This is a genomic window from Pseudomonas sp. St290 (genome assembly GCF_018325805.1).
In the GTDB taxonomy this organism is placed as follows: Bacteria; Pseudomonadota; Gammaproteobacteria; order Pseudomonadales; family Pseudomonadaceae; genus Aquipseudomonas; species Aquipseudomonas bijieensis.
On sequence record NZ_AP014703.1, the window covers coordinates 6,397,561 to 6,423,673 of the forward strand.

25 protein-coding genes are annotated in these 26,113 nt (G+C 62.7%); 15 read left to right on the forward strand and 10 right to left on the reverse strand.

Going from position 1 to position 26,113, the window contains the following annotated elements:
- Nucleotides 1-28: 28 nt before the first annotated feature.
- Nucleotides 29-1,027, forward strand: a complete 999-nt coding sequence (locus PBDP_RS28110; RefSeq protein WP_212801578.1) for a hydrolase — start codon at nt 29-31, stop codon at nt 1,025-1,027.
- 270 nt (nt 1,028-1,297) lie between these two features.
- On the opposite strand, the gene PBDP_RS28115 is transcribed toward PBDP_RS28110, so the two are convergent.
- Both PBDP_RS28115 and PBDP_RS28120 read right to left on the reverse strand, forming a co-directional pair.
- On the reverse strand, nt 1,298-2,152 hold the full coding sequence (locus PBDP_RS28115) for a sulfurtransferase (RefSeq protein ID WP_109752428.1): 855 nt from the start codon (nt 2,150-2,152) through the stop codon (nt 1,298-1,300).
- Nucleotides 2,153-2,184: 32 nt separating this feature from the next.
- Nucleotides 2,185-2,856, reverse strand: coding sequence for a TetR/AcrR family transcriptional regulator (locus PBDP_RS28120; RefSeq protein WP_109752430.1), 672 nt, complete (start codon nt 2,854-2,856; stop codon nt 2,185-2,187).
- Between the two features lie 148 nt (nt 2,857-3,004).
- On the opposite strand from PBDP_RS28120, the gene PBDP_RS28125 reads away from it, so the two are divergent.
- The 5 genes from PBDP_RS28125 (at nt 3,005) to PBDP_RS28145 (ending at nt 7,736) form a co-directional block, all read left to right on the forward strand.
- Nucleotides 3,005-4,435, forward strand: coding sequence for a coniferyl aldehyde dehydrogenase (locus PBDP_RS28125; RefSeq protein ID WP_109752432.1), 1,431 nt, complete (start codon nt 3,005-3,007; stop codon nt 4,433-4,435).
- 27 nt (nt 4,436-4,462) lie between these two features.
- Nucleotides 4,463-5,008 (forward strand): twin-arginine translocation pathway signal protein, encoded by a 546-nt coding sequence (locus PBDP_RS28130; protein WP_109752434.1) that lies wholly within the window; start codon nt 4,463-4,465, stop codon nt 5,006-5,008.
- 149 nt (nt 5,009-5,157) lie between these two features.
- Nucleotides 5,158-6,753 (forward strand): GMC family oxidoreductase, encoded by a 1,596-nt coding sequence (locus PBDP_RS28135; RefSeq protein WP_212801579.1) that lies wholly within the window; start codon nt 5,158-5,160, stop codon nt 6,751-6,753.
- Between the two features lie 115 nt (nt 6,754-6,868).
- Nucleotides 6,869-7,348, forward strand: a complete 480-nt coding sequence (gene coaD, locus PBDP_RS28140; protein WP_109752438.1) for a pantetheine-phosphate adenylyltransferase — start codon at nt 6,869-6,871, stop codon at nt 7,346-7,348.
- Between the two features lie 136 nt (nt 7,349-7,484).
- Nucleotides 7,485-7,736: a YfhL family 4Fe-4S dicluster ferredoxin gene (locus PBDP_RS28145; protein ID WP_003206534.1), complete on the forward strand. Its 252-nt coding sequence runs from the start codon at nt 7,485-7,487 to the stop codon at nt 7,734-7,736.
- A gap of 163 nt (nt 7,737-7,899) precedes the next feature.
- Here PBDP_RS28145 and PBDP_RS28150 read toward each other — a convergent pair whose 3' ends face one another.
- From PBDP_RS28150 to PBDP_RS28160, 3 genes are read right to left on the reverse strand one after another with little or no spacing between them, the layout of a single operon-like run.
- Nucleotides 7,900-8,220 (reverse strand): multidrug transporter, encoded by a 321-nt coding sequence (locus PBDP_RS28150; protein WP_176688962.1) that lies wholly within the window; start codon nt 8,218-8,220, stop codon nt 7,900-7,902.
- Nucleotides 8,221-8,277: 57 nt separating this feature from the next.
- Nucleotides 8,278-9,090 carry a bifunctional DNA-formamidopyrimidine glycosylase/DNA-(apurinic or apyrimidinic site) lyase gene (gene mutM, locus PBDP_RS28155; protein ID WP_212801580.1) on the reverse strand — a complete coding sequence of 271 codons (813 nt, stop codon included), beginning with the start codon at nt 9,088-9,090 and terminating at the stop codon, nt 8,278-8,280.
- A 30-nt stretch (nt 9,091-9,120) separates the two neighbouring features.
- A complete protein-coding gene (locus PBDP_RS28160) occupies nt 9,121-9,936 on the reverse strand; it encodes an HDOD domain-containing protein (RefSeq protein WP_162893932.1) in 816 nt (271 codons plus the stop codon).
- Between the two features lie 233 nt (nt 9,937-10,169).
- On the opposite strand from PBDP_RS28160, the gene PBDP_RS28165 reads away from it, so the two are divergent.
- The 4 genes from PBDP_RS28165 (at nt 10,170) to ilvD (ending at nt 15,712) form a co-directional block, all read left to right on the forward strand.
- A complete protein-coding gene (locus PBDP_RS28165) occupies nt 10,170-10,709 on the forward strand; it encodes a type 1 glutamine amidotransferase domain-containing protein (RefSeq protein WP_163856274.1) in 540 nt (179 codons plus the stop codon).
- A gap of 290 nt (nt 10,710-10,999) precedes the next feature.
- Entirely contained in the window at nt 11,000-12,196 is a 1,197-nt protein-coding gene (locus PBDP_RS28170) for a class I SAM-dependent rRNA methyltransferase (protein ID WP_003206543.1), read from the forward strand.
- A 211-nt stretch (nt 12,197-12,407) separates the two neighbouring features.
- A complete protein-coding gene (locus PBDP_RS28175; RefSeq protein ID WP_212801581.1) occupies nt 12,408-13,613 on the forward strand; it encodes an MFS transporter in 1,206 nt (401 codons plus the stop codon).
- A gap of 257 nt (nt 13,614-13,870) precedes the next feature.
- Nucleotides 13,871-15,712, forward strand: a complete 1,842-nt coding sequence (gene ilvD, locus PBDP_RS28180; protein ID WP_109752447.1) for a dihydroxy-acid dehydratase — start codon at nt 13,871-13,873, stop codon at nt 15,710-15,712.
- Between the two features lie 197 nt (nt 15,713-15,909).
- On the opposite strand, the gene PBDP_RS28185 is transcribed toward ilvD, so the two are convergent.
- The gene (locus tag PBDP_RS28185; protein WP_116833675.1) at nt 15,910-16,965 is read right to left on the reverse strand and encodes an HAD family hydrolase; all 1,056 of its coding nucleotides are present in this window, start codon (nt 16,963-16,965) and stop codon (nt 15,910-15,912) included.
- 242 nt (nt 16,966-17,207) lie between these two features.
- Here PBDP_RS28185 and PBDP_RS28190 point away from each other — a divergent pair, with 242 nt between their 5' ends.
- Nucleotides 17,208-18,599 carry an L-cystine transporter gene (locus PBDP_RS28190; protein WP_212801582.1) on the forward strand — a complete coding sequence of 464 codons (1,392 nt, stop codon included), beginning with the start codon at nt 17,208-17,210 and terminating at the stop codon, nt 18,597-18,599.
- A 110-nt stretch (nt 18,600-18,709) separates the two neighbouring features.
- Here PBDP_RS28190 and PBDP_RS28195 read toward each other — a convergent pair whose 3' ends face one another.
- Nucleotides 18,710-19,222 carry a dihydrofolate reductase gene (locus PBDP_RS28195; protein WP_212801583.1) on the reverse strand — a complete coding sequence of 171 codons (513 nt, stop codon included), beginning with the start codon at nt 19,220-19,222 and terminating at the stop codon, nt 18,710-18,712.
- An 86-nt stretch (nt 19,223-19,308) separates the two neighbouring features.
- Here PBDP_RS28195 and PBDP_RS28200 point away from each other — a divergent pair, with 86 nt between their 5' ends.
- Entirely contained in the window at nt 19,309-20,676 is a 1,368-nt protein-coding gene (locus tag PBDP_RS28200) for a DUF2868 domain-containing protein (protein ID WP_212801584.1), read from the forward strand.
- The gene (locus tag PBDP_RS28205; protein ID WP_212801585.1) at nt 20,669-22,042 is read left to right on the forward strand and encodes a GTPase/DUF3482 domain-containing protein; all 1,374 of its coding nucleotides are present in this window, start codon (nt 20,669-20,671) and stop codon (nt 22,040-22,042) included. The genes PBDP_RS28200 and PBDP_RS28205 overlap by 8 nt, the downstream gene beginning before the upstream one ends.
- Before the next feature lie 189 nt (nt 22,043-22,231).
- On the opposite strand, the gene PBDP_RS28210 is transcribed toward PBDP_RS28205, so the two are convergent.
- Nucleotides 22,232-22,723, reverse strand: a complete 492-nt coding sequence (locus PBDP_RS28210) for a 2-thiouracil desulfurase family protein (RefSeq protein WP_212801586.1) — start codon at nt 22,721-22,723, stop codon at nt 22,232-22,234.
- Between the two features lie 2 nt (nt 22,724-22,725).
- Nucleotides 22,726-23,358, reverse strand: a complete 633-nt coding sequence (locus PBDP_RS28215; protein ID WP_212801587.1) for a 2OG-Fe(II) oxygenase — start codon at nt 23,356-23,358, stop codon at nt 22,726-22,728.
- Between the two features lie 141 nt (nt 23,359-23,499).
- Here PBDP_RS28215 and PBDP_RS28220 point away from each other — a divergent pair, with 141 nt between their 5' ends.
- On the forward strand, nt 23,500-24,243 hold the full coding sequence (locus tag PBDP_RS28220) for a DUF2059 domain-containing protein (protein ID WP_109752461.1): 744 nt from the start codon (nt 23,500-23,502) through the stop codon (nt 24,241-24,243).
- A 129-nt stretch (nt 24,244-24,372) separates the two neighbouring features.
- Here PBDP_RS28220 and bipL read toward each other — a convergent pair whose 3' ends face one another.
- A complete protein-coding gene (gene bipL, locus PBDP_RS28225; protein ID WP_212801588.1) occupies nt 24,373-25,320 on the reverse strand; it encodes a phospholipase BipL in 948 nt (315 codons plus the stop codon).
- 108 nt (nt 25,321-25,428) lie between these two features.
- On the opposite strand from bipL, the gene PBDP_RS28230 reads away from it, so the two are divergent.
- A complete protein-coding gene (locus PBDP_RS28230) occupies nt 25,429-26,004 on the forward strand; it encodes a DUF6436 domain-containing protein (RefSeq protein WP_109752464.1) in 576 nt (191 codons plus the stop codon).
- The last annotated feature ends 109 nt before the right edge of the window (nt 26,005-26,113 follow it).

Consider the following 26,113-nt stretch of genomic DNA (forward strand, 5'->3'; position numbering starts at 1 on the left):
GCTGACCAGTGCATCGAGAACAAGAATGATGTCCGCCGCATCCGAACGTTTCGTCCCCGCCCCGGGCCTTGGCAACCCGCACCTGCAAACCCTGTGGGGCCCGTTATGGCGCAAGACCACTCACATCGATCGCCAACGCGAGCGCCTGTGGCTGGAAGACGGTGATTTCCTCGACCTCGACTGGCACGGCCCCCACAGCGCCGAGGCACCACTGGTGCTGGTGCTGCACGGGCTGACCGGCTCTTCCAACTCACCTTACGTGGCCGGGTTGCAACAGGCCCTTGGCCGCCAGGGCTGGGCCAGTGTGGCCTTGAACTGGCGTGGCTGCTCGGGCGAACCGAACCTGCTGCCCCGCAGCTACCACTCGGGCGTCAGCGAAGACCTGGCCGCCGCCATCGCCCATTTGCGCACCCGACGGCCCTTGGCGCCACTGTTTGCCGTGGGTTATTCATTGGGCGGCAATGTGTTGCTCAAGCACCTGGGGGAAACCGGCCGCGACAGCCAGTTGCAAGGAGCAGTGGCGGTCTCGGTACCGTTTCGCCTGGACCAGTGCGCCGATCGCATCGGCCAGGGATTTTCCAAGTTCTACCAGGCGCATTTCATGCGGCAGTTGGTGGCCTATGTGCGCAGCAAGCAACGCCAGTTCCAGCACGACGGACGCCACGAAGGCCTGGCGACCCTGGCGGCGCTTGGCCCGCTGGAGAACATGCGCACGTTCTGGGATTTTGACGGCCGGGTGACGGCGCCGCTGCACGGGTTCTCCGATGCGGCGGACTACTACCGTCGCGCCTCCAGCCGTTATTTCATGGCGGGGATCAGCACGCCGACCCTGGTCATCCAGGCCGCCGACGATCCTTTTGTATTCCCCCACAGCCTGCCCGAACCGGACGAGTTATCCGCCTCGACCCGGCTCGAACTTCACGCCCAGGGCGGGCATGTTGGGTTTGTCGACGGGACCCTGCGGCGCCCGGCGTACTACCTGGAGCGGCGGATTCCCGATTGGCTGGCCAGCCTGGGGCGTGGCTGACCATGGCAAGATTTACAGCCCAAACAAATCCCTTGTGGGAGCTCGCTCGCGATAGCAGTGGATCAGCGGCATTGATGTTGACTGATCCACCGCTATCGCGAGCAGGCTCGCTCCCACAATTTTTTCCGGGGTGTTCGCGAAATGGGTGTTCACCAAGAATCCCTGTGGGAGCGAACCTGCTCGCGATAGCGGTGGATCAGCGACATAGAGGTTGACTGACATACCGTCATCGCGAGCAGGCTCGCTCCCACAGGGGTTTGGGGTGTGAGCTTATTCGCCCGTCGCCACGCCCCGCTGGGGATCGTTGATCCATTCACTCCACGAGCCAGCGTACAGTTTCCCCAAGGGATACCCTGCCAGGCACAAGGCAAACAGGTTATGACACGCCGTCACGCCGGAGCCGCAATAGGCCACCAGCTCGGTGGGCGAGCGCTCACCCAGTTTTTCGGCGAAGCGCTGCTTGAGCTGGTCGGCCGGCAAGAAGCGGCCATCGGCGCCCAGGTTGTCGGTGAACGCAGCGCACTGGGCGCCCGGGATATGTCCAGCCACCGGGTCGATCGGCTCGACTTCACCTTTGAAACGCGGCAGCGCCCGGGCATCGAGCAGGGTCATTTCCGATTGGCCGAGGCGTTGTTGCAGTGCTTGGGCACTGAGTAGCAGGCTCGCATCCGGCGCACCGCTGAGATTCCCGCGATGGTTCTGCGGCGGATCCAGGCTCAAAGGCAAGCCGGCGGCGTGCCAGGCCTTGAGCCCGCCATCGAGGATGTACACGCCATCGCGCTTGCCCAGCCACACCAGCAACCACCAGGCCCGCGCGGCATAGGCACCGGGACCGTCGTCATACAGCACGACATCGCTATCGTTATCGATCCCCCAGGCCTTGAATCTCTCTATCAAGGCCCCGGGCTCCGGCAGCGGATGACGCCCGGTCACGCCTTTGGTCACCGACCCGCTCAGGTCGCGCTCAAGGTCCGCGAACGACGCACCGGCAATGTGCCCCTCGGCATAACTGCGCTGACCGTAATCCGGGTCTTCCAGGGCAAAACGGCAATCGAGGATGACCAGCCCGGGCTGTGATCGCCGCTGTTCGAGGGCTTGAGGACTGATGAGTTGCGCAATGGGCATGGTGAGCTCCTGTGGCTAAGTCGGGATCGGTCCTACTGCCCTTCCTCCAGGGTCTGGGCCAGGGGGACGTAGAATTCTTTGAACAGCGCATCCACCGCGTCGCGCGCCTGGTCGGTCACGAAACCGGCTTCCAGCACCAGGACCTGATAGACGCCGCGCTTGATGGCCTGCTCACTCAGGTGGCTGAAATTTTCCCGCGTGGTGCACAGAAACCGCACCCAGGATGTGAGGATGATCCAGGCATTGAGGGTCAGGGACTCGATCTGCACCCGGTCCATCTTCAGGATGCCGGCGGCAACGAAGCCTTCATAGATAGCGGTACCGTGGATCAGGCTGCGCTGGGAAAACCGTCGATAGCGCGCCGCGAGGTCCGGATCACTGTCGAGCAAATGCTCCAGGTCCCGGTGCAGGAAACGATAGCGCCACATGGCCGACAGCAGCTCCTGCAGGTAGAAACGCTTGTCCTCCACCGTGGCCGCACGGCCCTGGGGCGGGCGCAGGAAACTGTCCACCAGGTTCTCGTATTCACTGAACAACACGGCAATGATCGCCTGCTTGTTGGGGAAGTGGTAGTAGAGGTTGCCTGGGGACATGTCCATGTGGGCGGCGATGTGGTTGGTGCTGACGCTGCGCTCGCCCTGCTGGTTGAACAGCTCGAGGCTGTTTTGCACGATGCGCTCGCTGGTTTTCATTCGTGGGGCCATGGTTTGGGCTTTAATTCGACGAAGGCATTGATCGGCATCTTACGACCTATCGGTCACAGGAAAAACCCACAGCCGTCACGGATGCCATTGACTTTCTAGAGTATAAGCTCTAGAAAACACCCACTCTAATAATATCCGGTGCCCGACGATGCCCGCCGACATTGCCTACCTGCACGAGTCTCAACAACAACTGGACGAGCTGCGGTCGCTCTTCGATGCCCAGCGCCAGGCCTATGCCGCCCATCCGATGCCACCGGCCGAACAGCGCCGACAATGGCTCAAGGCTTTGCGCGAGGTGTTGAGCAACGAACGCCAAGCCTTGATCGATGCCATCAGCCAGGATTTCAGCCACCGCAGCGCCGACGAAACACTGCTGGCCGAGCTGATGCCGAGCCTGCATGGCATCCATTACGCCAGCCGGCATCTCCGGGGTTGGATGAAGCCCTCCCGGCGCAAGGTCGGCATGGCCTTCCAACCGGCGTCAGCCAAGGTGGTGTATCAGCCGTTGGGTGTGGTCGGGGTCATCGTGCCGTGGAACTACCCGCTGTTCCTGGCCATCGGGCCGCTGGTAGGGGCGTTGGCGGCGGGAAACCGGGTGATGCTCAAGCTCAGCGAGTCGACACCGGCGACCGGCCTGCTGCTCAAGCAATTGCTGGCCCGGGTGTTCCCCCAGGACCTGGTATGCGTGGTGCTTGGCGAGGCCGAGATCGGCATGGCGTTTTCCAAGCTGCCCTTCGACCACCTGTTGTTCACCGGTGCCACCAGCATCGGTAAGCATGTCATGCGCGCCGCTGCCGAAAACCTGACCCCGGTCACCCTCGAGCTGGGTGGGAAATCGCCGGCCATCGTGTCGGTCGATGTACCTCTCAAGGACGCCGCCGAACGCATCGCCTTCGGCAAGACCCTGAATGCCGGGCAAACCTGTGTCGCCCCGGATTACGTGCTGGTGCCACAGAGCCGCGTCGGCGAATTCGTCGAGGCCTATCGCAAGGCGGTTCGCGGGTTTTATCCGACCCTGACGGACAACCCGGACTACACCGCAATCATCAACGAACGACAGCTGGCGCGGCTCAACGGATACATCAGCGACGCCACCAGCAAGGGCGCGCTGCTGATCGAGCTGTTCGAGCAAGGCCAAGGGCGGCGCATGGCCCACAGTCTGTTGCTCAACGTCAGCGACGACATGACCGTGATGCAGGATGAAATCTTCGGCCCGCTGCTGCCCATCGTGCCCTATGAACATCTGGACCAGGCGTTCGCCTACATCAATCAGCGACCTCGCCCGCTGGCGCTCTATTACTTCGGCTACAACAAGGCCGAACAGCATCGCGTGCTCCACGAAACCCATTCCGGCGGTGTCTGCCTGAACGACACGCTGCTGCACGTCGCCCAGGACGACATGCCGTTCGGCGGCATCGGCCCCTCGGGAATGGGGCATTACCACGGGCATGAGGGCTTCCTGACCTTCAGCAAGGCCAAGGGTGTGCTGACCAAGCAGCGATTCAACGCGGCGAAGCTGATTTATCCACCCTACGGCAAGCCTTTGCAGAAACTGATCCAGAAGCTGTTTGTCCGCTGACGCGTCTCTTCCCGGGTAATAACAATAATGAACCCAAGCCTCATCGATACACCCACGCTGTCACGACGCGGCCTGCTGAAATTCAGCCTCGGCGCCAGCGCCTTCCTGACCACTGTCGGCCTGGGCGCCAGCCTGAGCGGTTGTTCGCCAAGCCAACCGGCCAACGGCCTGACGGTCCTGCGCGACAGCGACCTGCCATTTTTACGCAGCATCATCCCCGTGCTGCTGGACGGCGCAGTGGCCGTCGGACAAATCCCAACCGCCACTGACGCGACCCTGCGAAGCCTGGACAGCGGCCTGGCTCACTTGTCCCCCGCGATGCTCAAGCTCACGCACCAGCTGTTCGACGTGCTCACGCTGGGCATCACCCGCGGGCCACTGACCGGGGTCTGGGTTTCGTGGGAAAACGCCAGCAGCGACGCCATCCGCCAGTTCCTCGGGCGGTGGGAAAACAGTTCGCTGGACCTGCTGCGCCAAGGCCACAGTTCGTTGCTGCAACTGGTAATGATGGCCTGGTACAGCCGACCCGAGGCCTGGGCGCATTGCGGGTATCCAGGGCCGCCAACGGTTTAACAGTCACATCCAAACCCTGTGGGAGCGAGCCTGCTCGCGATTGCGGTGTGTCAGTCAATACAGACGCAACTGATCCGACGCCATCGCGAGCAGGCTCGCTCCCACAGGGATCTTCATCGCTAAACTTATAACAATAAGAGGCCCCAAACATGTCCGTACCCGATCCCTTCCGCGAAGGCCTGGCCCGTGGCTGGACCACCTACAACGGCGCGCAGTTGACCCAGGACCTGAGCCTGGAAGCGGACGTGGCAATCGTCGGTAGCGGTGCCGGTGGCGGCACCACGGCGGAAATCCTCAGCGCCGCCGGCTACCGGGTATTGCTGATCGAGGAAGGTCCACTCAAGACCAGCCATGACTTCAAGCTGCTCGAAGACCAGGCCTATGGCAGCCTGTATCAGGAAGGCCTCGGGCGCATGAGCAAGGACGGTGCTATCACCATTCTCCAGGGCCGTGCCGTCGGTGGCACGACGCTGATCAATTGGACCTCCAGCTTCCGCACGCCCGACCAGACCCTCGACCACTGGGCTGCCGAGCACAACGTCAAGGGCCACGGCCCCGCCGAGATGGCGCCCTGGTTCGAGCAGATGGAACAACGCCTGGGCGTGGCACCGTGGCTCGTTCCGCCCAACGCCAACAACGACGTGATCCGCAAAGGCTGTGAACAATTGGGCTACGCCTGGCACGTTATCCCACGCAACGTACGCGGTTGCTGGAACCTGGGCTATTGCGGCATGGGCTGCCCGACCAACGCCAAGCAGTCGATGCTGGTCACCACCATCCCGGCCACGCTGGACAAGGGCGGCGCGCTGCTTTACCTGGCGCGGGCCGAACGCCTGACGATCCAAAACGATGCCGTCATCGGCCTCGAGTGCCAAGCCATGGACGAACGTTGCGTAGCACCGACCGGGCGGCGCATCACCGTCAAGGCGCGGCACTACGTGCTGGCGGGCGGCGGCATCAACAGCCCGGGCCTGCTGTTGCGCTCCGATGCGCCGGACCCGCATGAACGCTTGGGCAAGCGCACGTTCCTGCACTTAGTGAACATGTCCGCCGGGCAATTCGACGAGGTCATCAACCCGTTCTACGGTGCGCCGCAATCGATTTATTCGGATCATTTCCAATGGCAGGACGGAACCACCGGCAAAATGTCCTACAAGCTCGAAGTCCCGCCCTTGCACCCGGCCCTCGCCGCCACACTATTGGGCGGGTACGGCCCCGAGAACGCCTTGCACATGTCCCGGCTGCCCCATACCCACGCCATGCTGGCGCTGTTGCGCGACGGTTTTCATCCGGATAGCCCAGGCGGCAGCGTCGAGTTGCGCAGCGATGACACGCCGGTGCTCGACTACTCCGTTTCACCGTATGCCTGGGATGGCTTGCGTCGGGCCTTCCATAGCATGGCCGAGATCCAGTTTGCCGGCGGCGCCAAGACCGTCATGCCCTTGCACAGCGATGCTCGCTACGTAAAGACCCTGGCCGAAGCCCGCACGCTGATCGACGGGCTCGACCTGGCCTTGTATCGCACGCGCCTGGGCAGTGCCCACGTGATGGGTGGCTGCGCCATGGGTGAAGACCCGCAAAGCGCCGTCGCCGACAGCCTGGGCCGCCATCACCAACTGGCCAACCTGTCGATCCATGACGGCTCGTTGTTCCCCACCAGCATCGGCGCCAACCCACAATTATCGGTGTACGGGCTGACCGCGCAATTGGCGACGGCCCTGGCCGAACGCCTGAAGAACCCATGACTATCCGGATTATTCGCAGCGTCTATAGTGCTTTCTTACGCAACAGCCGACTTGGCCGACCGAGAAGGCTGCGATACCATCCGACTCCCCAACGGACTCCCGCCAGGACGACGCGATGAACCGAGTGTTGTACCCAGGTACCTTCGACCCTATTACCAAGGGCCATGGCGATCTGGTCGAACGCGCCGCGCGCCTGTTCGACCACGTAATCATTGCCGTCGCCGCCAGCCCGAAGAAAAACCCACTGTTCCCGCTGGAACAACGTGTGGAACTGGCCCGCGAGGTCACCAAGCACCTGCCTAACGTGGAAGTGGTCGGCTTCTCGACGCTTTTGGCGCACTTTGCCAAGGAAAAGAACGCCAACGTGTTCCTGCGCGGCCTGCGTGCGGTCTCGGACTTCGAGTACGAGTTCCAACTGGCCAACATGAACCGCCAGTTGGCACCGGACGTCGAGAGCCTGTTCCTGACGCCGTCGGAGCGCTACTCCTTCATTTCCTCGACGCTGGTACGGGAAATTGCGGCGTTGGGTGGTGACATCAGCAAGTTCGTCCACCCGGCCGTGGCCGATGCGCTGACCCTGCGCTTCAAGAAATGACCCGCGGGCTGCGACTCGCTTCGCAGCCCGGCACAGCGCAGTCCATCGCGCCCGCGTGCACTGCGCTCGCCAATGCGGCACAATTGCGCCCATACGTTTTCAGATGCCCGGGCTCAACGCCCCGGCAGGAGCCCGCATGTCCCTGATCATCACCGACGACTGCATCAATTGCGACGTCTGCGAACCCGAATGCCCGAACGAGGCCATTTCCCAAGGCGAGGAGATCTACGTCATCGACCCGAACTTGTGCACCCAGTGCGTCGGCCACTACGACGAACCGCAGTGCCAGCAGGTTTGCCCGGTGGATTGCATCCCGCTGGATGAAGCCCATCCGGAAACTGAAGAACAGTTGATGGCGAAATATCGCAAGATTACTGGCAAGGCTTGAGCCAGGTGGCTTTGCAGTGTTTGTGCCGGCCCTATCGCGAGCAGGCTCGCTCCCACAGGGATTAGCTGTGCTCACATAATTTGTGTCTTGAGCAAAATCCCTTGTGGGAGCGAGCTTGCTCGCGATAGGGCCATCAGCAGCACCCAAGATCCAACAGCCAGCCTCACTCCTGCCGCTCGAACCCCTCCCCCACACACCCCAGACACCGCACGAACGTGGCCTTCGCCGGGTCCACCACCAGCGCCTTCCCCGCATCGCTGACCCCGCCGCCCAACGCGGTAAACGGCAGGGACACCACAAATGCCCCGGTTCCAATCACCGTGGCGACGAGCAGCAACGGACGAGCGATCAGCAGGTCGCCGAGCATGGCGAAGGCCGGCGGGTTCTGGATGGTGTAGCGCGGGTCGCCGCTGCCGCTGTTCGCCAGGGCAGGCAAACCGACACTCAGCAGCAGCGCAAGAACGACAGGTCGAAACAGATTCATGGGGCGGTCCTTCGGCTTAGCAGCAGTATGACTACTGACTATAGACCGTAGGACGAATCAGCTCTGGCAGCGCGGACACCAGACGCTAGCGCGCTGGCCCAGGCGAATCTCCCGCAGCCCCGTGCCACAGACCTTGCACAGCTCCCCGCCCCGACCGTAGACGAACAGCTCCTGCTGGAAATAGCCGGGCTGGCCGTCTCCACCGATGAAGTCCCGCAACGTAGTGCCACCGCGCTCGATGGCATGGGCGAGGATGCGCTTGATCTCGATCGCCAGCTTCAGGTAACGCGCCCGGGAAATGCCTCCGGCCGCCCGGCGCGGGTCGATCCCGGCGGCGAACAGCGCCTCGGTCGCGTAGATATTGCCCACGCCCACCACCACCACGTTGTCCATGATGAACGGTTTGACCGCCATGGAGCGCCCCCGCGAGAGCTGGAACAACCGTTCGCCATCGAACAAGTCGGTCAACGGCTCGGGACCAAGGCGAATCAATAATTCGTGATTGAACGGGTCGAGGCTCCAGAGCATCGCGCCAAAGCGTCGAGGGTCGGTGTAGCGCAGGGCCAGGCCGGACTCCAGCTCGATGTCCACGTGCTCGTGCTTGGCGGCAGGCATGCCCACCTCCACCAACCGCAGGTTGCCGGACATGCCCAGATGGCTGATCAACGTACCGACCTCGGCATTGATCAACAGGTACTTGGCACGCCGCTCCACCTGCACGATGCGCTGGCCCGAGAGCCGCACATCGAGGTCTTCCGGGATCGGCCAGCGCAGGCGACGGTCGCGGACCACCACGCGGCTAACCCTCTGGCCTTCAAGATGGGGCGCGATGCCGCGACGGGTGGTTTCGACTTCCGGCAGTTCTGGCATGAGGTTCTCGAGTCAGGCGAAGCTGCGCACTCAACGAGAGGCGAGGTCGCGAATTTCCTGTTTCTGGGTCTGGAAGTCGTATTCCGACAAACCGATGTAATCGAGCACCAACGGCCCGACACACGCCCACTCATGGTCTTCGGCCTGATTGCCGAGCACCCGATGGGACGCACAGATATTCTCGGACATTTTCAGGATCGCCAGCAGGTTTTTCAGCTGGCTGTTATTGCGTGAAGACTCGTCGCTGAAGATCGCCAGGGCGTTGTGGTGGTTGGCGATGGCCTGGCTGACGTGATCCGGCAGGCGCCAGGACTTGGAGGTGTAGTAACCGACCACAGCATGGTTGGTGTTGAACACGCGGTTCTCGGTGTCCACCACCCGGCATTCGGCGCTGGCATTGGCGTAGGCCTCTTCCAACACGCCCATGTAGTTGGGGAACTGCTTGAGCATCAGCGGTACGCCGCAGTCGTGGAACAAGCCCAACGCATAGGCTTCGTCACCATTCTCCAGGCCGACCCGCTTGGCCAGGGTCAGGCTGGTCATCGCCACGTCCTGGGCGGTATCCCAGAAGCGATTCAGGGTGACGATGGCGTCGTCGTGCAGCTCGCCCTTGATCGACTGCGCATTGATCAGGTTGATGATCGAACGGCTGCCCAACAGGTTCACCGCACGCTGGATCGAGGTGATCTTGTTGCGCAGGCCGTAATACGGCGAGTTGACGATCTTGAGCAAGGCCCCCGAGAGGCCCGGATCCTGGGAGATCAACTTGGCGATGGTCTCCAGGTCCGGGTCGGGCATGTACTGTTCCATCTGCAGATCCACCATGATCTGCGGCTGGGGCGGCACACTGATCCCTTGCAGGGACTGTTGGATCTGTTCGGCGGAAAGTTCTTGGGACATGAGTACACACTCTGGGTCAGGTGGGGATTCTAACCCTTAAAGATGGATCCGATACACCGCCGGGTAGATCGGCGGAACTTTCATCCAGGCATCGGCTTCGGACTTTACAGGGCCGACAGCCAAGCCTGCCTACAGGCTTGAGTCGGCAGTCCAGTCACTCAGCTTGAGGAGATTTATTCATGCCAGGCTCCCTGAACAGCAAACGTGTCGCCATCCTGGTGACCGACGGTTTTGAACAAGCCGAACTGACAGGCCCCCAGCAGGCGCTGGAACAGGCCGGCGTCAAAGTGGACATCGTTTCGGCCCGTGAAGGCCAGGTCAAGGGTTGGAACCATGACCAGCCGGCCGACGACTTCCCGATTGACCTGACCTTCAAGGCCGCCAATGTCGAGCAGTACGACGCCGTGGTGCTGCCCGGTGGCGTGCAGAACTCCGACACCATCCGCATCGACCCCGACGCGCAGAAACTGGTCAAGGGTTTCGAGGCGGCAGGCAAGCCCATTGCGGTGATCTGCCATGGCGGCTGGCTGCTGGTGTCGAGCGGGCTGGTCAAGGGCAAGACCATGACCAGCTACAAGACCCTCAAGGATGACCTGGTCAATGCTGGCGCGAACTGGGTCGACCAGGAAGTGGTCAAGGACGGCACGTTGATCAGCAGCCGCCAGCCCGATGACATCCCGGCATTCAACCGCGAGTTGCTCAGCGCGTTGTCCGCTTGATAACTCGAGGCCACTGCCAAACTGTCGAGCCGGGGACACGATGTACCTGTGGCGAGGGGATTTATCCCCGCTGGAGCGCGAAGCGGTCCCCAAAATAGCTGGCTCGGTCAGGCTAATGCATCGCGTTCCCAGGTTTTAGGGCTGCTTCGCAGCCCAGCGGGGATAAATCCCCTCGCCACAGGTTCCGTGTTCGGCTTGCCGACAGGGCGTGCGCCCACGTTTCATCGCCCTTCAAACCCGCCGTACACTTCAACACGGTATACTCCCGCTCTTTTTTCCGGAGCGACGTCATGTCCCTGCCTAGCCTGCGCCTCAAAGCCAACGCCGACCGTCGCCTGCGCGCCGGCCACCTGTGGGTCTACAGTAACGAAATCGATGTAGCGGCCACCCCTCTGCACGGCTTCAAGGCCGGCGACCAGGCCATCCTCGAGGCCGCCGGTGGCAAGCCGCTGGGCATCGTCGCGATGAGCCCCAACAACCTGATCTGCGCCCGCCTGTTGTCCCGTGACGTGAAGCTGCCGCTGGACAAATCCCTGCTGGTGCATCGCCTCAACGTAGCGCTGTCGTTGCGCGAACGCCTGTTCGACAAGCCGTTCTATCGCCTGGTCTACGGCGATTCCGACCTGCTGCCGGGCCTGGTGGTCGACCGTTTCGGCGATATCCTGGTGGTGCAGATCGCCTCCGCCACCATGGAAGCCCACAAGGACGACGTGATCGCCGCCCTGACCCAGGTGCTCAAGCCCAGCGGCATCCTGTTCAAGAACGACTCCGCCGCCCGCGATGCCGAAGGCCTGAACCGCTACGTCGAGACTGTGTTCGGCCTGGTGCCGGAATGGGTCGCCCTGGAAGAGAACGGCGTGAAGTTCGAAGCGCCGGTCATGGAAGGCCAGAAAACCGGCTGGTTCTACGACCACCGCATGAACCGCGCACGCCTGGCACCCTATGCCAAGGGCAAGCGCGTACTGGACCTGTTCAGCTATATCGGCGGCTGGGGCGTGCAAGCCGCAGCGTTCGGCGCCAGTGAAGTGTTCTGCGTCGATGCCTCGGCCTTTGCCCTCGATGGCGTCGAGCGCAACGCCGCGTTGAACGGCTTTGCCGAGAAACTGACCTGCATCGAAGGCGATGTGTTCGAGGCCCTGAAGGAGCTCAAGGCCAGCGAAGAGCGTTTCGACGTGATCGTGGCCGACCCACCGGCCTTCATCAAGCGCAAGAAGGACCTGAAGAACGGCGAAGGCGCCTATCGCCGCCTCAATGAGCAAGCCATGCGCCTGCTCAGCAAGGACGGCATCCTGGTCAGCGCGTCGTGCTCGATGCACCTGCCCGAAGACGACCTGCAAAACATCCTGCTGACCAGCGCCCGCCATCTGGACCGCAACATCCAACTGCTCGAGCGCGGCGGCCAGGGGCCGGACCATCCGGTACACCCGGCCATCGCCGAAACCCGCTACATCAAGAGCATTACCTGCCGGTTGTTGCCCAACAGCTAAGGCCGGGCGGGGCCAGGACAGTCGCCCTGCGCCCCCCTGTCGAGTGACACCCCAATCGCAGCCTTGGCTGCGATTTTTTTTGCGTGTCCGAATAAGTCTGTAGGAAAACCCCCACGCAATTACCAGAGCCGTCCTACTCAATCTCCCCATCACTGGCGGACATGACGCATTAGGATCGAAAACTCCCCTCAGGTACGCCTTGGAGTGCCACATGACTGATCCGCAAAACCGCCTGGCCGCCCGCAAACTGGGCGCCGTCGGCCTGTTGCTGACGCTGACCTTGCTGGGTGTGTTTCCGATAGATGTGGTGCTGCCCTCGTTCCCTGCACTGTCCGAGCATTTTCAGAGCCCATCATCCGATATCGCCCTGTCCGTCAGCCTGTTCGCAGTGGGTATCGCCCTTTCGCAACTACTGATCGGTCCGCTCTCCGACGTCATGGGGCGGAAAAACCTGCTGTTGATCGAAATCACCGTATCAGCCGTTGGAGCAACAGGTTGCATGCTTGCCGACGCCTACTGGTCTTTTTTGCTGTTCCGTATTGTCCAGGCCTTGGGGTGTGGCTGTTTCGTGCTATCCCAAGCGCTGATCCAAGATCTGTTCACCGGTCGGGAACAGCAGCGACTGCGGATCCTCCTGGTCACCTGCGGCGGCATCTTCATTTCCGTTTCGCCCCTGGCCGGCACCGTCCTGCAAAGCTGGATGGGCTGGCGAGGCAGCTTCCTGATGTTCATTGCCTTGGCAATTTGCGTATTCGCATGCGCCTGTCGTTTGCTTGAGCGCTCCCCGGCCGGCAGTCAACCCAGGCATTTCAATTTCATCGCATCCTATCGAAAGGTCTTGGGCGACTTCAGTTTCATGGCTTATTGGCTAACCTCGGCGCTGGCTTTTTCCTGCCACTTTTCGTTCATCGTCATTTCGCCGCTGGTCCTGATCGACCAGTTGCACTTATCGCCCGAGGCTTTTTCGCTGGTACTGCTGGGCTATGGGCTGGCCTATATTGGCGGCGGACTCGTCGCGACCATGCTGAGCAACCGAATCGACCCGCAGACGCAAATCATAATGGGGCTGGGCCTGATCCTCGCCGCAGGTCTCCTGATGCTGGGGCTCGCCAATCACCTGGGCTTGTCAATCACCACTCTGTTACTGCCCATGATCGTGTGCACCGCCGGGACGACCATTGCCCGGGCGGCAGCCAATAACCAAGCCATGACTCTGTTTCCGGCGCAGGCCGGCACGTCTGCCTCAGCCGGCAGCGTGCTGATCTTCATCGTCGGCGGGCTGACCAGTGCAACCATCAGCCTTACCCCGCTGGATATGCAGGTCACGCTAGCCCTGTGCCTGATGTTGCTCAGCCTCCTGGGGCTGGGGCTCAATACCCTGGTCCGACAGCGTAACAGCAGGTTGTTGGTCGGCTGAACCCTGCCAGTCGTCATCCCAAGCGCGACATTGGCGTCCGATCAGCGCTTTGCGTCATTTCATCCTGGCGCCAGCGGTGTAGAATCGCGACATTCATCGCCATTCATCCCCGGCGGGTTTATGAGCTCATGCTGAGGCGCGCAGTGATCCTGCAAAGTCATCGGCCACTTCCGGACACACGGCCAAACCCGGGTGCTCCAGACGTCGACAGAAGCTCACTTCCCCTTTGATATCTGATTAGCCGCCCGGAGTGCTCCATGCCTGATTACCGCTCGAAAACATCCACCCATGGCCGCAACATGGCCGGCGCCCGTGCCTTGTGGCGCGCCACGGGGATGAAGGATGACGACTTCAAGAAGCCGATCATCGCCATTGCCAACTCCTTCACCCAGTTCGTACCGGGCCACGTGCACCTCAAGGACCTGGGCCAATTGGTCGCCCGGGAAATCGAACGCGCCGGCGGCGTTGCCAAGGAATTCAACACCATCGCCGTGGACGACGGCATCGCCATGGGCCACGACGGCATGCTCTATTCGCTGCCGAGCCGCGAGATCATCGCCGACTCCGTGGAATACATGGTCAACGCCCACTGCGCCGACGCCATCGTGTGCATTTCCAACTGCGACAAGATCACCCCAGGCATGCTCATGGCCGCCCTGCGCCTGAACATCCCGGTGATCTTCGTCTCCGGCGGCCCGATGGAAGCCGGCAAGACCAAGCTCGCCAGCCATGGCCTGGACCTGGTCGATGCCATGGTCATCGCCGCCGACTCCAGCGCCTCTGACGAGAAGGTTGCCGAGTACGAGCGCAGCGCCTGCCCGACCTGCGGCTCGTGCTCCGGCATGTTCACCGCCAACTCGATGAACTGCCTGACCGAAGCCCTGGGCCTGGCCCTGCCCGGCAACGGTTCGACCCTGGCCACCCACAGCGACCGCGAACAGCTGTTCCTGCAGGCCGGCCGGACCATCGTCGAGCTGTGCAAACGCTACTACGGTGAGAACGACGAGTCGGTACTGCCACGCAACATCGCCAATTTCAAGGCGTTCGAAAACGCCATGACCCTGGACATCGCCATGGGCGGTTCCACCAACACCATCCTGCACTTGCTGGCCGCTGCCCAGGAAGCCGAGATCGATTTCGACCTGCGCGACATCGACCGCCTGTCCCGTCACGTGCCGCAACTGTGCAAGGTCGCACCGAACATCCAGAAGTACCACATGGAAGACGTGCACCGTGCCGGCGGGATCTTCAGCATCCTCGGTTCCCTGGCCCGTGGCGGCCTGTTGCACACCGACCTGCCGACCGTGCACAGCAAGACCATGGCCGAGGCCATCGCCAAGTGGGACATCACCCAGACCACCGACGAAGCCGTGCATCACTTCTTCAAGGCTGGCCCGGCAGGCATTCCGACGCAAACCGCGTTCAGCCAGTCGACCCGTTGGGAAACCCTGGACGACGACCGTGAAAACGGCTGCATCCGCAGCGTCGAGCACGCCTACTCCAAGGAAGGCGGTCTGGCCGTGCTGTACGGCAACATCGCCCTGGACGGCTGCGTGGTGAAGACCGCCGGCGTCGACGAGTCGATCCATGTGTTCGAAGGCAACGCGAAGATTTTCGAAAGCCAGGACAGTGCCGTGCGCGGCATCCTCGCCGACGAAGTGAAGGCCGGCGACATCGTGATCATTCGCTACGAAGGTCCGAAAGGCGGCCCGGGCATGCAGGAAATGCTCTACCCAACCTCCTACCTGAAGTCCAAGGGCCTGGGCAAAGCCTGCGCCCTGCTGACCGACGGCCGCTTCTCTGGCGGCACCTCGGGCCTGTCCATCGGCCACGCCTCGCCGGAAGCGGCGGCTGGAGGTGCCATCGGCCTGGTGCGCGATGGCGACAAGGTCCTGATCGACATTCCGAACCGCTCGATCAACCTGTTGATCAGCGACGAAGAACTGGCCGGGCGCCGCGTCGAACAGGACAACAAAGGCTGGAAGCCGGTGGAAGTGCGTCCGCGCAAAGTCACCACCGCGCTCAAGGCCTACGCCCTGCTCGCCACCAGCGCCGACAAGGGCGCGGTGCGGAACAAGGCGATGCTCGACGGCCTGTAAGCGTCGTTAGCCGCAATAAAAATGCCCCGCCAAGTGCGGGGCATTTTCTTTGCGGTGATACAGGTCACAGATGATCAACTGTGGGAGCGAGCCTGCTCGCGATAGCGGCGTATCAGCCAAAGAAAATGCCGCTGACCTGACGCCATCGCGAGCAGGCTCGCTCCCACAGGGTTGGTGAGTTCATCCGCAACCCGGGTTTACTGGATATCCTCGGGCTTGACGATCACCCAGTTCTTGTCCGCCGTCACCGGTAGCCCTTCCTTGGCCTGGGCCGCAGCGTGCTTGGCCATCATGCCGTTAATCTGGGTCATGTATTTGTCCTTGCGGTTGACCCACAGGTGAATGCCGCCCTTGGCCACGTCCACATCGTGGAACAGCATGTAGCCGTCACTGCTCGGTGTGTCACCCGCCACCAGCACCGGTTTTTTCCATTCGTCGATGTAGGTCAGGATCGCCGCGTGCTTGCCGGCCATCCAGGTCGCCGGGGTCCACAGATAAGGCGTGTATTCCAGGCCGAGGTTGGCCTTCTCGTCATATTTGCCAGCGGTGATCTGTTTGCGAGCGGTGGTCAGCTCGCCGGTCTTGCGGTCCTTGAGCAGCGTGGTCACACCTATCACGTTCTGCGGCTTGAGGTTGTAGCCGTACTTCGGATCGGAGGCGACCATGCGCACCAGCTCTTCCGACGCCGCGGTCATGACATAGACCTCGATGCCGTTTTCCATCAGCTTGTTGTACAGCTCGGCCTGGCCGGTGAAGATCTTGGGCGGGTTGACGTTGTACTGGACCACTTTGTCGCCGTCGTAATAGGTGGTCGGCACGGGCTTGCCGGACGCCATCAGCTCATCGACATACCCCTTGAGCTCCTTGAGGGTAAAACCGGAAAACACCTGGGCCACCCACGGGTAGCAAACCATGTCGTCCACTTCGCACAGGCGATAGTAATAGCTGAACAGACTTTCCTTGTGGTCAGCCGTGTCCTTGAACGGCATCAGTTTCAAGGACGGGTCCAGGCTTTCACGGGTGATGAGGCCCTTGTTCTCCATGAACGGCAGCAACGATTCTTCAAGGTCGTAGCGGTAACTGGTGTTGTCCATGTCGAACACCGCGTAGTTACCCTTGTTGGCGTTGGCTGCGATCATCGCGTCCAAGGCCTTGGCCTGCTCGGCCGGCCAGTGCTTGAGTTCGGTGGCGAGCACTTGGCCGGCAAGGCCCAGGCTCAAGGCGACAGCGAGAAAACGAGGTACGAGCTTCATCGGCATTCCTCCCAGGTTTGAAGAACTCGACGCTAACAAATGCCTGTGACAGTCCTCGCCTGTGGGCGACCGCTTACATCTTGATAGCGCCAGCGACATACCCGTAAACGTCACTGCCTTATTCCATAAACGACAATCTACATGCGTTTTTAGTATTAATTCATTAGTTATCAGGCTGTTAGGCTTCCCGGCTCACAGTCGCGGCTTCGGGCGACTGGCACGTCTTATCGGAGTCTCTTTAGATGAATCTGCCGCTGATCCTCAATCTGCTGGTATTCCTCGCCTTGCTGTTCGGCCTGGCGCAAACCCGTCACCGCACCTGGAGCCTGGCCAGGAAGGTGCTGCTGGCGCTGGTGCTGGGCGTGGTGTTCGGTATTGCCCTGCACACGATTTACGGCGCCGGCAACCCGGTGCTCAAGGCCTCGATCGGCTGGTTCGACCTGGTGGGCAACGGCTACGTACAGTTGCTGCAAATGATCGTCATCCCGCTGGTCTTCGCCTCGATCCTCAGCGCCGTGGCCCGTCTGCATAACGCTTCGTCCCTGGGCAAGATCAGCTTCCTGACCATCGGCACGCTGTTGTTCACCACCGCCATCGCCGCGCTGATCGGCATCGGCCTGACCAACCTGTTCGGCCTCACCGCCGAAGGCCTGGTGGCCGGTACCCAGGAACTGGCGCGCCTGCAGGTGATCCAGAGCGACTATGCCGGCAAGGTCGCCGACCTGAATATCCCGCAGTTGCTGCTGTCGTTCATTCCGCAGAACCCCTTTGCCGACCTGGCCCGGGCCAAGCCGACCTCGATCATCAGCGTGGTGATTTTCGCCGCGTTCCTCGGTGTCGCGGCGTTGCAGCTGCTCAAGGATGAAGTGGAAAAAGGCCAGAAAGTGATCAACGCCATCGACACCCTGCAAAGCTGGGTGACGCGCCTGGTGCGCCTGGTGATGAAGCTCACCCCGTACGGCGTGCTGGCCCTGATGACTAAGGTGGTAGCTGGCTCCAACTTGCAGGACATCATCAAGCTCGGCAGCTTCGTGGTGGTGTCGTACCTGGGGCTGGGCCTGATGTTCGTGGTCCATGGCCTGCTGGTGTCCGCCGCCGGGATCAACCCGCTGCGGTTTTTCCGCAAGATCTGGCCGGTGCTGACCTTCGCCTTCACCAGCCGCTCCAGCGCCGCGACCATCCCGTTGAGCATCGAAGCCCAGACCAGCCGCCTCGGCATCCCGCGGGCGATTGCCAGCTTCAGCGCCTCGTTCGGCGCCACCATCGGCCAGAATGGTTGTGCCGGTCTTTATCCAGCCATGCTGGCGGTGATGGTCGCGCCGACCGTGGGCATCAACCCGCTGGATCCGCTATGGATCGCGACGCTGGTGGCGATCGTGACGTTGAGTTCGGCCGGGGTGGCCGGGGTCGGTGGCGGCGCCACATTTGCCGCGTTGATCGTGCTGCCGGCCATGGGCTTGCCGGTCGCGCTGGTGGCGTTGTTGATCTCCGTCGAGCCACTGATCGACATGGGGCGTACGGCGTTGAACGTCAGCGGCTCGATCACCGCCGGGGCGATCACCAGCCAGGTGATGCAGCAGACCGACAAGGCCCTGCTGGATGCCGACGAGCATGGGGAGTTGGTGCACGCTTGATTTAGCGGCGCCTGTTAGATCGCTATCGCGAGCAAGCTCGCTCCCACAGTTAACCGAGTTGTACCAGGAAAAATCGGTCGACTGTGGGAGCGAGCTTGCTCGCGATGCTTTTAGCGCTTCTCCCACACCTCAAAGCTGTAGGCTGGCTTGTCCCCTTCGGCCGGGTTCGGCTGGTTCGACACCAGCTTCCACTGGCTCGAATCAAATTGCGGAAACCACGCATCCCCTTCCGGGCTCAGCGCCACGCGGGTCAGGTACAGCCGATCCGCCTGCTCCAGGGCCTGGGCGTACAGCTGGGCACCGCCGATCAACATCAACTCGTCGACGCCCTGTTCCAGCGCCCACGCCTCGGCCCGCGCCACTGCTGCCTCCAAGGAGGAAAACACTTCGGCGCCCTCCAGCACCAAATCCGGCTGACGGCTGACCACGATGTTCAAGCGCCCCGGCAGCGGTCGACCGAGGGAATCCCAGGTCTTGCGCCCCATGATGATCGGTTTGCCCAGGGTGGTGGCCTTGAAGTATTTGAAATCCCCTGGCAGGTGCCAGGGCATGCTGTTGTCGACGCCGATCACACGGTTTTCACCGAGGGCTGCGATCAGGCTTAAGGGGAGAGTTTTGTTCATGGCCGCGAGGATACCAGAGGCTCGGCGTACCCCGACAGGCATCACAGCGGTTATGCTCAACCCTCATTCGAGCAACGGAAGCGCCCGTGACAGCACTGCAGAACCTCTGGTTGACCGAGACAATACGCCTGCGCGAAGAACACGCCGGCCCGCTCGAGGACCAGGAAGCCAATCGCCTGGCCCGTGCATCAGGCGGCGATCTATCCACGCGCATCCGCCACCGCGCCCGCTGGCTGGCCGAGCGCGATGGCCTCACCGAGGCCCTGCGCCATTGGCTGCAAGGGGCACGCCTGGCGCTGATCGCATTGGCGCTGCTCGCCATCATCAGTGGCGCCGGCCTGGGGTTTGCCGCACTTGGCGACGGGCAAACCCCGGTCAACGTGTTCTGGGCCCTGGGCAGCCTTTTGGGGCTGAACCTGATTCTGCTCATCTCCTGGGCCCTGGGCCTGATCTTCGCCGGTGAGCAAGGTGCCGCACTGGGGCGCCTGTGGCTGTGGCTCAGCGAAAAACTCGCCCGCGATGCCAAGGCCGCCCAACTGGCGCCGGCCCTGCTGCTGTTGCTGCAAAGGCATAAACTCAATCGCTGGGCCCTCGGCGTGTTGGTCAATGGCCTGTGGCTGCTGGCGATGCTCAGTGCGCTGGTCATTGTGTTGCTGCTGATGGCGACCCGGCGCTATGGCTTCGTCTGGGAAACCACCCTGCTGGGCAGCGACACCTTCGTCGCCATGACCCAGGCCCTCGGCGCCCTGCCCGCACTGCTGGGCTTCAGTGTGCCGACCGAGGAGATGATCCGCGCCAGTGGCGACGCCGCGCTGAACGTCGAGAGCGCCCGCCAGGCCTGGGCCGCCTGGCTGGTGGGCGTGCTGCTGGTCTATGGCGTGGTGCCGCGCCTGGGCCTGGCGCTGCTGTGTCTGTGGCACTGGCGGCGTGGTCGGGCCACGCTGCGCCTGGATTTGAACCTGCCGGGCTACGCCCAATTGCGTGAACGGCTGATGCCCAGCAGCGAGCGCCTGGGGGTCAACGACGCCGCACCCGCGCAATTGCACGCCATCGAAAATGCGGTCAGTGCAATGGACAGCGACGGCGCGCTGCTGGTGGCGATCGAACTGGACGACCGACCCTGGCCTCCCAAGCTGCCCGAAACCGTGAAAAACGCCGGCATCCTCGACAGCCGCGAGTCGCGCCACAAACTCCTCGAACAACTGTCACGCTTTCCTCCGGCACGACTGGCCATTGCCTGTGATCCACGGCGTTCACCGGATCGCGGCAGCCTGGCGCTGATCGCCGAGCTGGCCCGCAGCGCCAGCGCCACCCGCGTCTGGCTGTTGCAGGCGCCGCCCGGCGAAGCCCTGGACGCCGAACGCCTCGGGGACTGGCACACTGCGCTGCAACAGTTGCAGCTGCCCTTCGCCGACTGCATGCCCTTGAACTGGTTGGAGACCGGCCATGACTGAGCCCATGAAGCCGCTGAAGCTGGCCGTGGTCGGTCACACCAATGTGGGCAAGACCTCACTGCTGCGTACCTTGACCCGCGACGTCGGCTTCGGCGAGGTGTCCCATCGCCCGAGCACCACCCGGCATGTCGAGGGTGCGCGCTTGTCGGTGGACGGCGAAGCGCTGCTGGAGCTGTACGACACACCGGGCCTGGAGGACGCCATCGCCCTGCTCGATTACCTCGAGCGCCTGGAGCGCCCGGGTGAACGCCTGGACGGCCCGGCACGCCTGGCCCGTTTCCTCGAGGGCAGCGAGGCCCGGCAGCGCTTCGAACAGGAAGCCAAGGTGCTGCGGCAACTGCTCGCCAGCGACGCCGGACTGTATGTGATCGATGCCCGGGAACCGGTGCTGGCCAAGTACCGCGATGAGCTGGAAGTCCTCGCCAGTTGTGGCAAGCCGCTGCTGCCGGTATTGAATTTCGTCAGCAGCGCCCACCATCGCGAGCCCGACTGGCGCGAAGCCCTGGCGCGCCTGGGCCTGCACGCCCTGGTACGGTTCGACAGCGTCGCCCCGCCCGAGGACGGCGAGCGACGCCTGTATGAAAGCCTCGCACTGTTGTTGGAAAGTGCCCGTGGGCAATTGGAACGCCTGGTCACTGACCAACAGGCCCAACGCCTGGCCCGTCAACAGAGTGCGGGACGCTTGATCGCCGAACTGCTGATCGACTGCGCCGCCTGCCGCCGCAGCGTAGCCAGCGACGCCGAACTGGAACGCGAGGCCATCAGTGAACTGCGCAACGCGGTGCGCCAGCGCGAGCAGCGCTGCGTCGAGGCCCTGCTCAAGCTCTACGCTTTCCGGCCCCAGGACGCTGCCGCCAGCGATCTGCCGCTGCTCGACGGGCGCTGGGGCGACGACCTGTTCAACCCCGAGACCCTCAAGCAACTGGGCGTGCGGGTCGGCGGCGGGATCGCGGCGGGCGCGGCGGCCGGGGCCGGCGTCGACTTGCTGGTGGGCGGCCTGACCCTTGGCGCCGCCGCCCTGGCCGGGGCCATTGTCGGCGGCACCCTGCAAACCGCCCGCAGCTATGGCAACCGGCTGATGGGCAAGCTCAAGGGGCAACGGGAATTGACAGTGGACGACAGCGTGCTGCGCCTGTTGGCCCTGCGCCAACGCCAACTGCTGCAAGCCCTCAACCAGCGCGGCCACGCGGCGATGGACAGCATCCGCATCGCCACACCCCAGGACAAGACCTGGCGCGAAGGCAAGCTGCCCGAAGCCCTGAACAAGGCCCGGGCGCATCCACAATGGTCATCCCTCAATCCCCAGGCACGGTTGAGCCAGGCGGAGCGGCAGGAGCAGATTGAGCAGTTGGCGCAGCGGCTCTAGATAACACAAATCCTGCTTGGGACCATGGTGCCCCCTGTGGCGAGGGGATTTATCCCCGCTGGGGTGCGAAGCGCCCCCAAATGGTTGGCCACGATTAACCTGACACACCGAGGTGACAGGTTTTGGGGCTGCTACGCAGCCCAGCGGGGATAAATCCCCTCGCCACAAAAGCGATCGGCACCTGAGCAGTTATTCGTTGCTCAAGGCCTTGAGGGCCGCTGCCGCGTCAGCCAATTCCAACTCATTGAACACCCGCACCCCATGGCGCTTGAGCAACGCCGCCGTCACGCCTTCGCCACTGACCTTCACACCGCTGAACGTCCCGTCATAGGTCAACAGGTTTCCGCACGACGGGCTGTTGGCCTTGAGCACGGCGATCTGGATGCCATGGGTACGCACCAATTCCAGCGCTTGATTCGCACCGGACAGAAACTGCGCACTCACATCCTCGCCTTCGGTGGTAATCACCGCCGCCTGGCCGTCGAGCACTTGCCCGCCCTGCCCGCCAGGAATCTCCGCCGCCGCCCGAGGCGTAGGCAAGCCGCCGGCGACTTCCGGGCACAACGGCACGACCCGCCCCTCGTCGAGCCACTGCTGGAGTTGATCGAACGGCCCACTGGCACCACCGTCGTAGCGCACGCGATGCCCGAGCAGGCAGCGACTGACCAGGATCTTTTCCATCGTCAGAACAACTCGTTGCCGCGACGGCGGAACCAACCGGTCAAGGACAGGCGATCGCGGGTGGCGGGCAGGACTTCATGGGGGATGTCGCCCGACAGGAACACCACCAGGCAACCGCCAATGGGCACCACGTCGTGCTCCACGCCATCGTCCAGGTACATGCGTAACTGGCCGCCATGTTCCGGCAACCAATCGTCGTTGAGGTAGAGCACCGCCGACACCGTGCGCCGGTCGTCATCGCGAAAGCGGTCGACGTGCTTGAGGTAGAACGCCCCCGGTGGATAGAGGGCGAAGTGACTTTCGAAATCTTCCAGGCCCAGGAACAGCCCTCGATTCATGGCCTCGCGCAGGCTGCCCATCAGCACCAGGTATTGGTCGCAGGCTTGCGCCTGGCCGGGTTCGATCCACTGGATGCGATCACCCCGGATGCCTTCGCGGATCTCCGAGAACGGCCCGCGCCCGACCGCTGCCGGAGCCAGTTCGCCCTCGGCGGCACGCTGGCGGCATTCGGCCGCCAGGGCACGGGTCAGCGCCTGCGGCAGGAAGAGGTTCTGCTGCGACCAGCCGCGCTCGGCCAAGTCGTCGACGATACGTAACAGCAGCGGGTGATCAGAAGGTATTTGCATGGCGCGCATAGTATGCCTGTGCCTGCAAAACCGACAGCGACGCTCGGCAGGTTTTTTGCCGCCAGATAGCACCGCCGTACGAACTTGATACGAATTCTCGACAAGACCCCACACCCCACGGAGAATAGTCGGCTGCTGACAGGAGTCCCTATGCGCCGTTTGCTTTTCTCACTGTTGATGTTCTGCGTTTTGCCCGCCTGGGCAGACAGCTACGACCAGTTGTACAAGGTCGCCGGTTGGCCGGAACAGCGGGCGCATTTCAATGATGCCTTGAGCGCCGCCCAGCAGCGCTACCAGAGCAGCCTGCCGCCGGCGGTGTTCCAGGCGCTGGTGAACAACAGCAATCAACGTTTCGCCCCCCAGGCCATGGACCAGCGGGCCGAGGCGCAAATGCGCAAGAATCTTCGCGACCCTCAAGCGGCCCTGAACTTTTTCCAATCACCTTTGGGCCGCAAGGTCGTGGCGGCCGAGTTGCTGGCGACCCGACGCGATCAATTGGCGAAAAACGCCAAGGGCCTGCCGAAGATGCAAGCCAGCGACAACCGCCTGTTGATCATCGGTCACCTGGCCCAGGCCCTGCCCGCTCGCGAGGCCGGCGCCGAAGTCAGCCTGGCGATCGCTGGCGTGGCAGCCGACAGCCTGAGTTCGATGATCCCGGGGCTCTTGGGCGCTGGTCAGGCCCAGGGCATGTTGAACGGCCAGCGCCAACGGCTGATGGAACAGATCGGCGCGGACCTGAACAACACGCTGCTGTACGTCTACCGTGACCTCACGGATACCGAGCTGGAAGAGTTCGCCACCTTCGCCGAGTCGACCGAGGGCCAGGCTTATTATCAGGCGGCTTTGGCAGCGATTCGGGCGGGGTTGGCGGTGGGGCAGAATCTCGGGCAGTAGCTCTTCTGTGCCCCTGACACCGCTATCGCGAGCAGGCTCGCTCCCACACTGGGTCTGCGACGATCACAAAACCTGGGTTCACTTAAATACCCTGTGGGAGCGAGCTTGCTCGCGATGGCAATAACCCAGTCACCGCCGAACCCGGCTCATCCGCTTCGTCAAAAACCCAAACATCTCCTTCCGTATCGCCAGCGCCTCATTCGCCAAATGATGACGCCCCTCGGGCAACATCAATATCTGCGGCCGGTCGAACTTGCTGCGCAGCACTTGCAGGTTGTGCACCCAATCCACCGTCATGTCCGCCTGCCCCTGCACGATCAACGGCTGGCGTGGGCTGCTCGGGGCGGCTTCGATACGCTTGATCCATTGCCCCAACGCACCCACCCAAGCGGTGGGCAGGCGCAGAGGTTGCAACGGGTCGGCTTGCAGGAAGGGCAGGAACTGCGGGTCGGTGGAGTTCTCGCTGAAACGCCGGGCGATACCGGTCACGAACGGCTTGAGCAGGTAATAACTCAGGCGCGACCAACCCCAGGCCCGCGGCCGCACCAGGGGTGACAGCAGGATGACCTGGCCTTGGGCCGGGCTCTGTGCGCCCTGGTTAAGCACGTGATCGACGACGATGGCCCCGCCGGTACTTTGGCCGCACAGGTGCCAGGGTTGCGGCAGGTCCAGCGTCCCGGCCTCGGCCAACAGGCCCTGCAAGGTGGCCTGGTACTCGGCAAAATCCTCGATGCTGGCGCGTTCGCCACTGGACAGGCCGTGGCCCGGCAGGTCGCAGGCGATCACTGCGAATTTCTGCTCCAGGGCCCACTCGATCAAGTGCCGGTAAAGCCCCATGTGATCGTAGTAACCGTGGAACACAAACAAAGTCGCCACGGCTTTTTCCGGCCACCAGACCTGGCTGACCAGTTCATAGCCTTTTATCTCGAAACACCCCAACCCCCTGCGCAACGCACGTTGGGGGAAGTCCAGCCCATAGAACCGTTGATAAGCCTGTGCTTGTTCCGACAGGGGTTGCCACTGTGCCAAGGGTTGCAGGCTGGCACGCAGGAGATCGGGGTCGAAAGTGACAGGCATCAAGGTTTCCAGGCATGGGCGCATCGCGCGAAACAGACTTTACAAGCCTGCGATATTCATCTGTCGCGGCAGGCATGGCAAGCTACGCGGCTTCAGAGGATCGACTCCATGCGCCCATCCCACCGCACGACCTTGCTCGCCAGCCTGCTTGCCCTCGGATGCGCCATCGTATTGTGGGCGGCCTACGACTGGTTCCAGGGCCGTTTCCTGCGGGCTTTCAGCCAACACACCGCGGTGTTTTCCGGCGATCCTCTACGCCTGCCTGTCGATCTGGCCGGCCCTGGCGCGATACGCCTGGTGCACTTCTGGGACCCGGCATGCCCGTGCAACGTCGGCAACCAGCAGCACCTTTCCGAGCTGATCGATAAATATGTACCGCAAGGCGTCGAGTTTTATGCGGTACAAAAAGCCGGCAGCCAAGGTCGGCTGCCGGCCACGTTGAGCAGCTTGAAAACCCTCCCGGCGCTTCCCGGATCGAACCAGATTCCCGCCAGCCCGGCCGTGGCAATCTGGGATCGCAGCGGCAAACTGGCGTACTTCGGCCCCTACAGCGAAGGCCTGACCTGCAACTCGAGCAACAGCTTCATCGAACCGATTCTGGAGGCATTGAGCATTGGCCGGGAAGTTGATGCTACTCACACGTTGGCGGTGGGCTGTTACTGCCCATGGTCGGTTTCAAACTGACAAATTAACTACAACACGTATTGCCGGCTTGCTCTTGGGCGACGCCACAAAGTTAAGCCCAGTACTCGCCTCTAGAGCTCTTACTCAAAGTAAAGGCCTGAGCTGAACC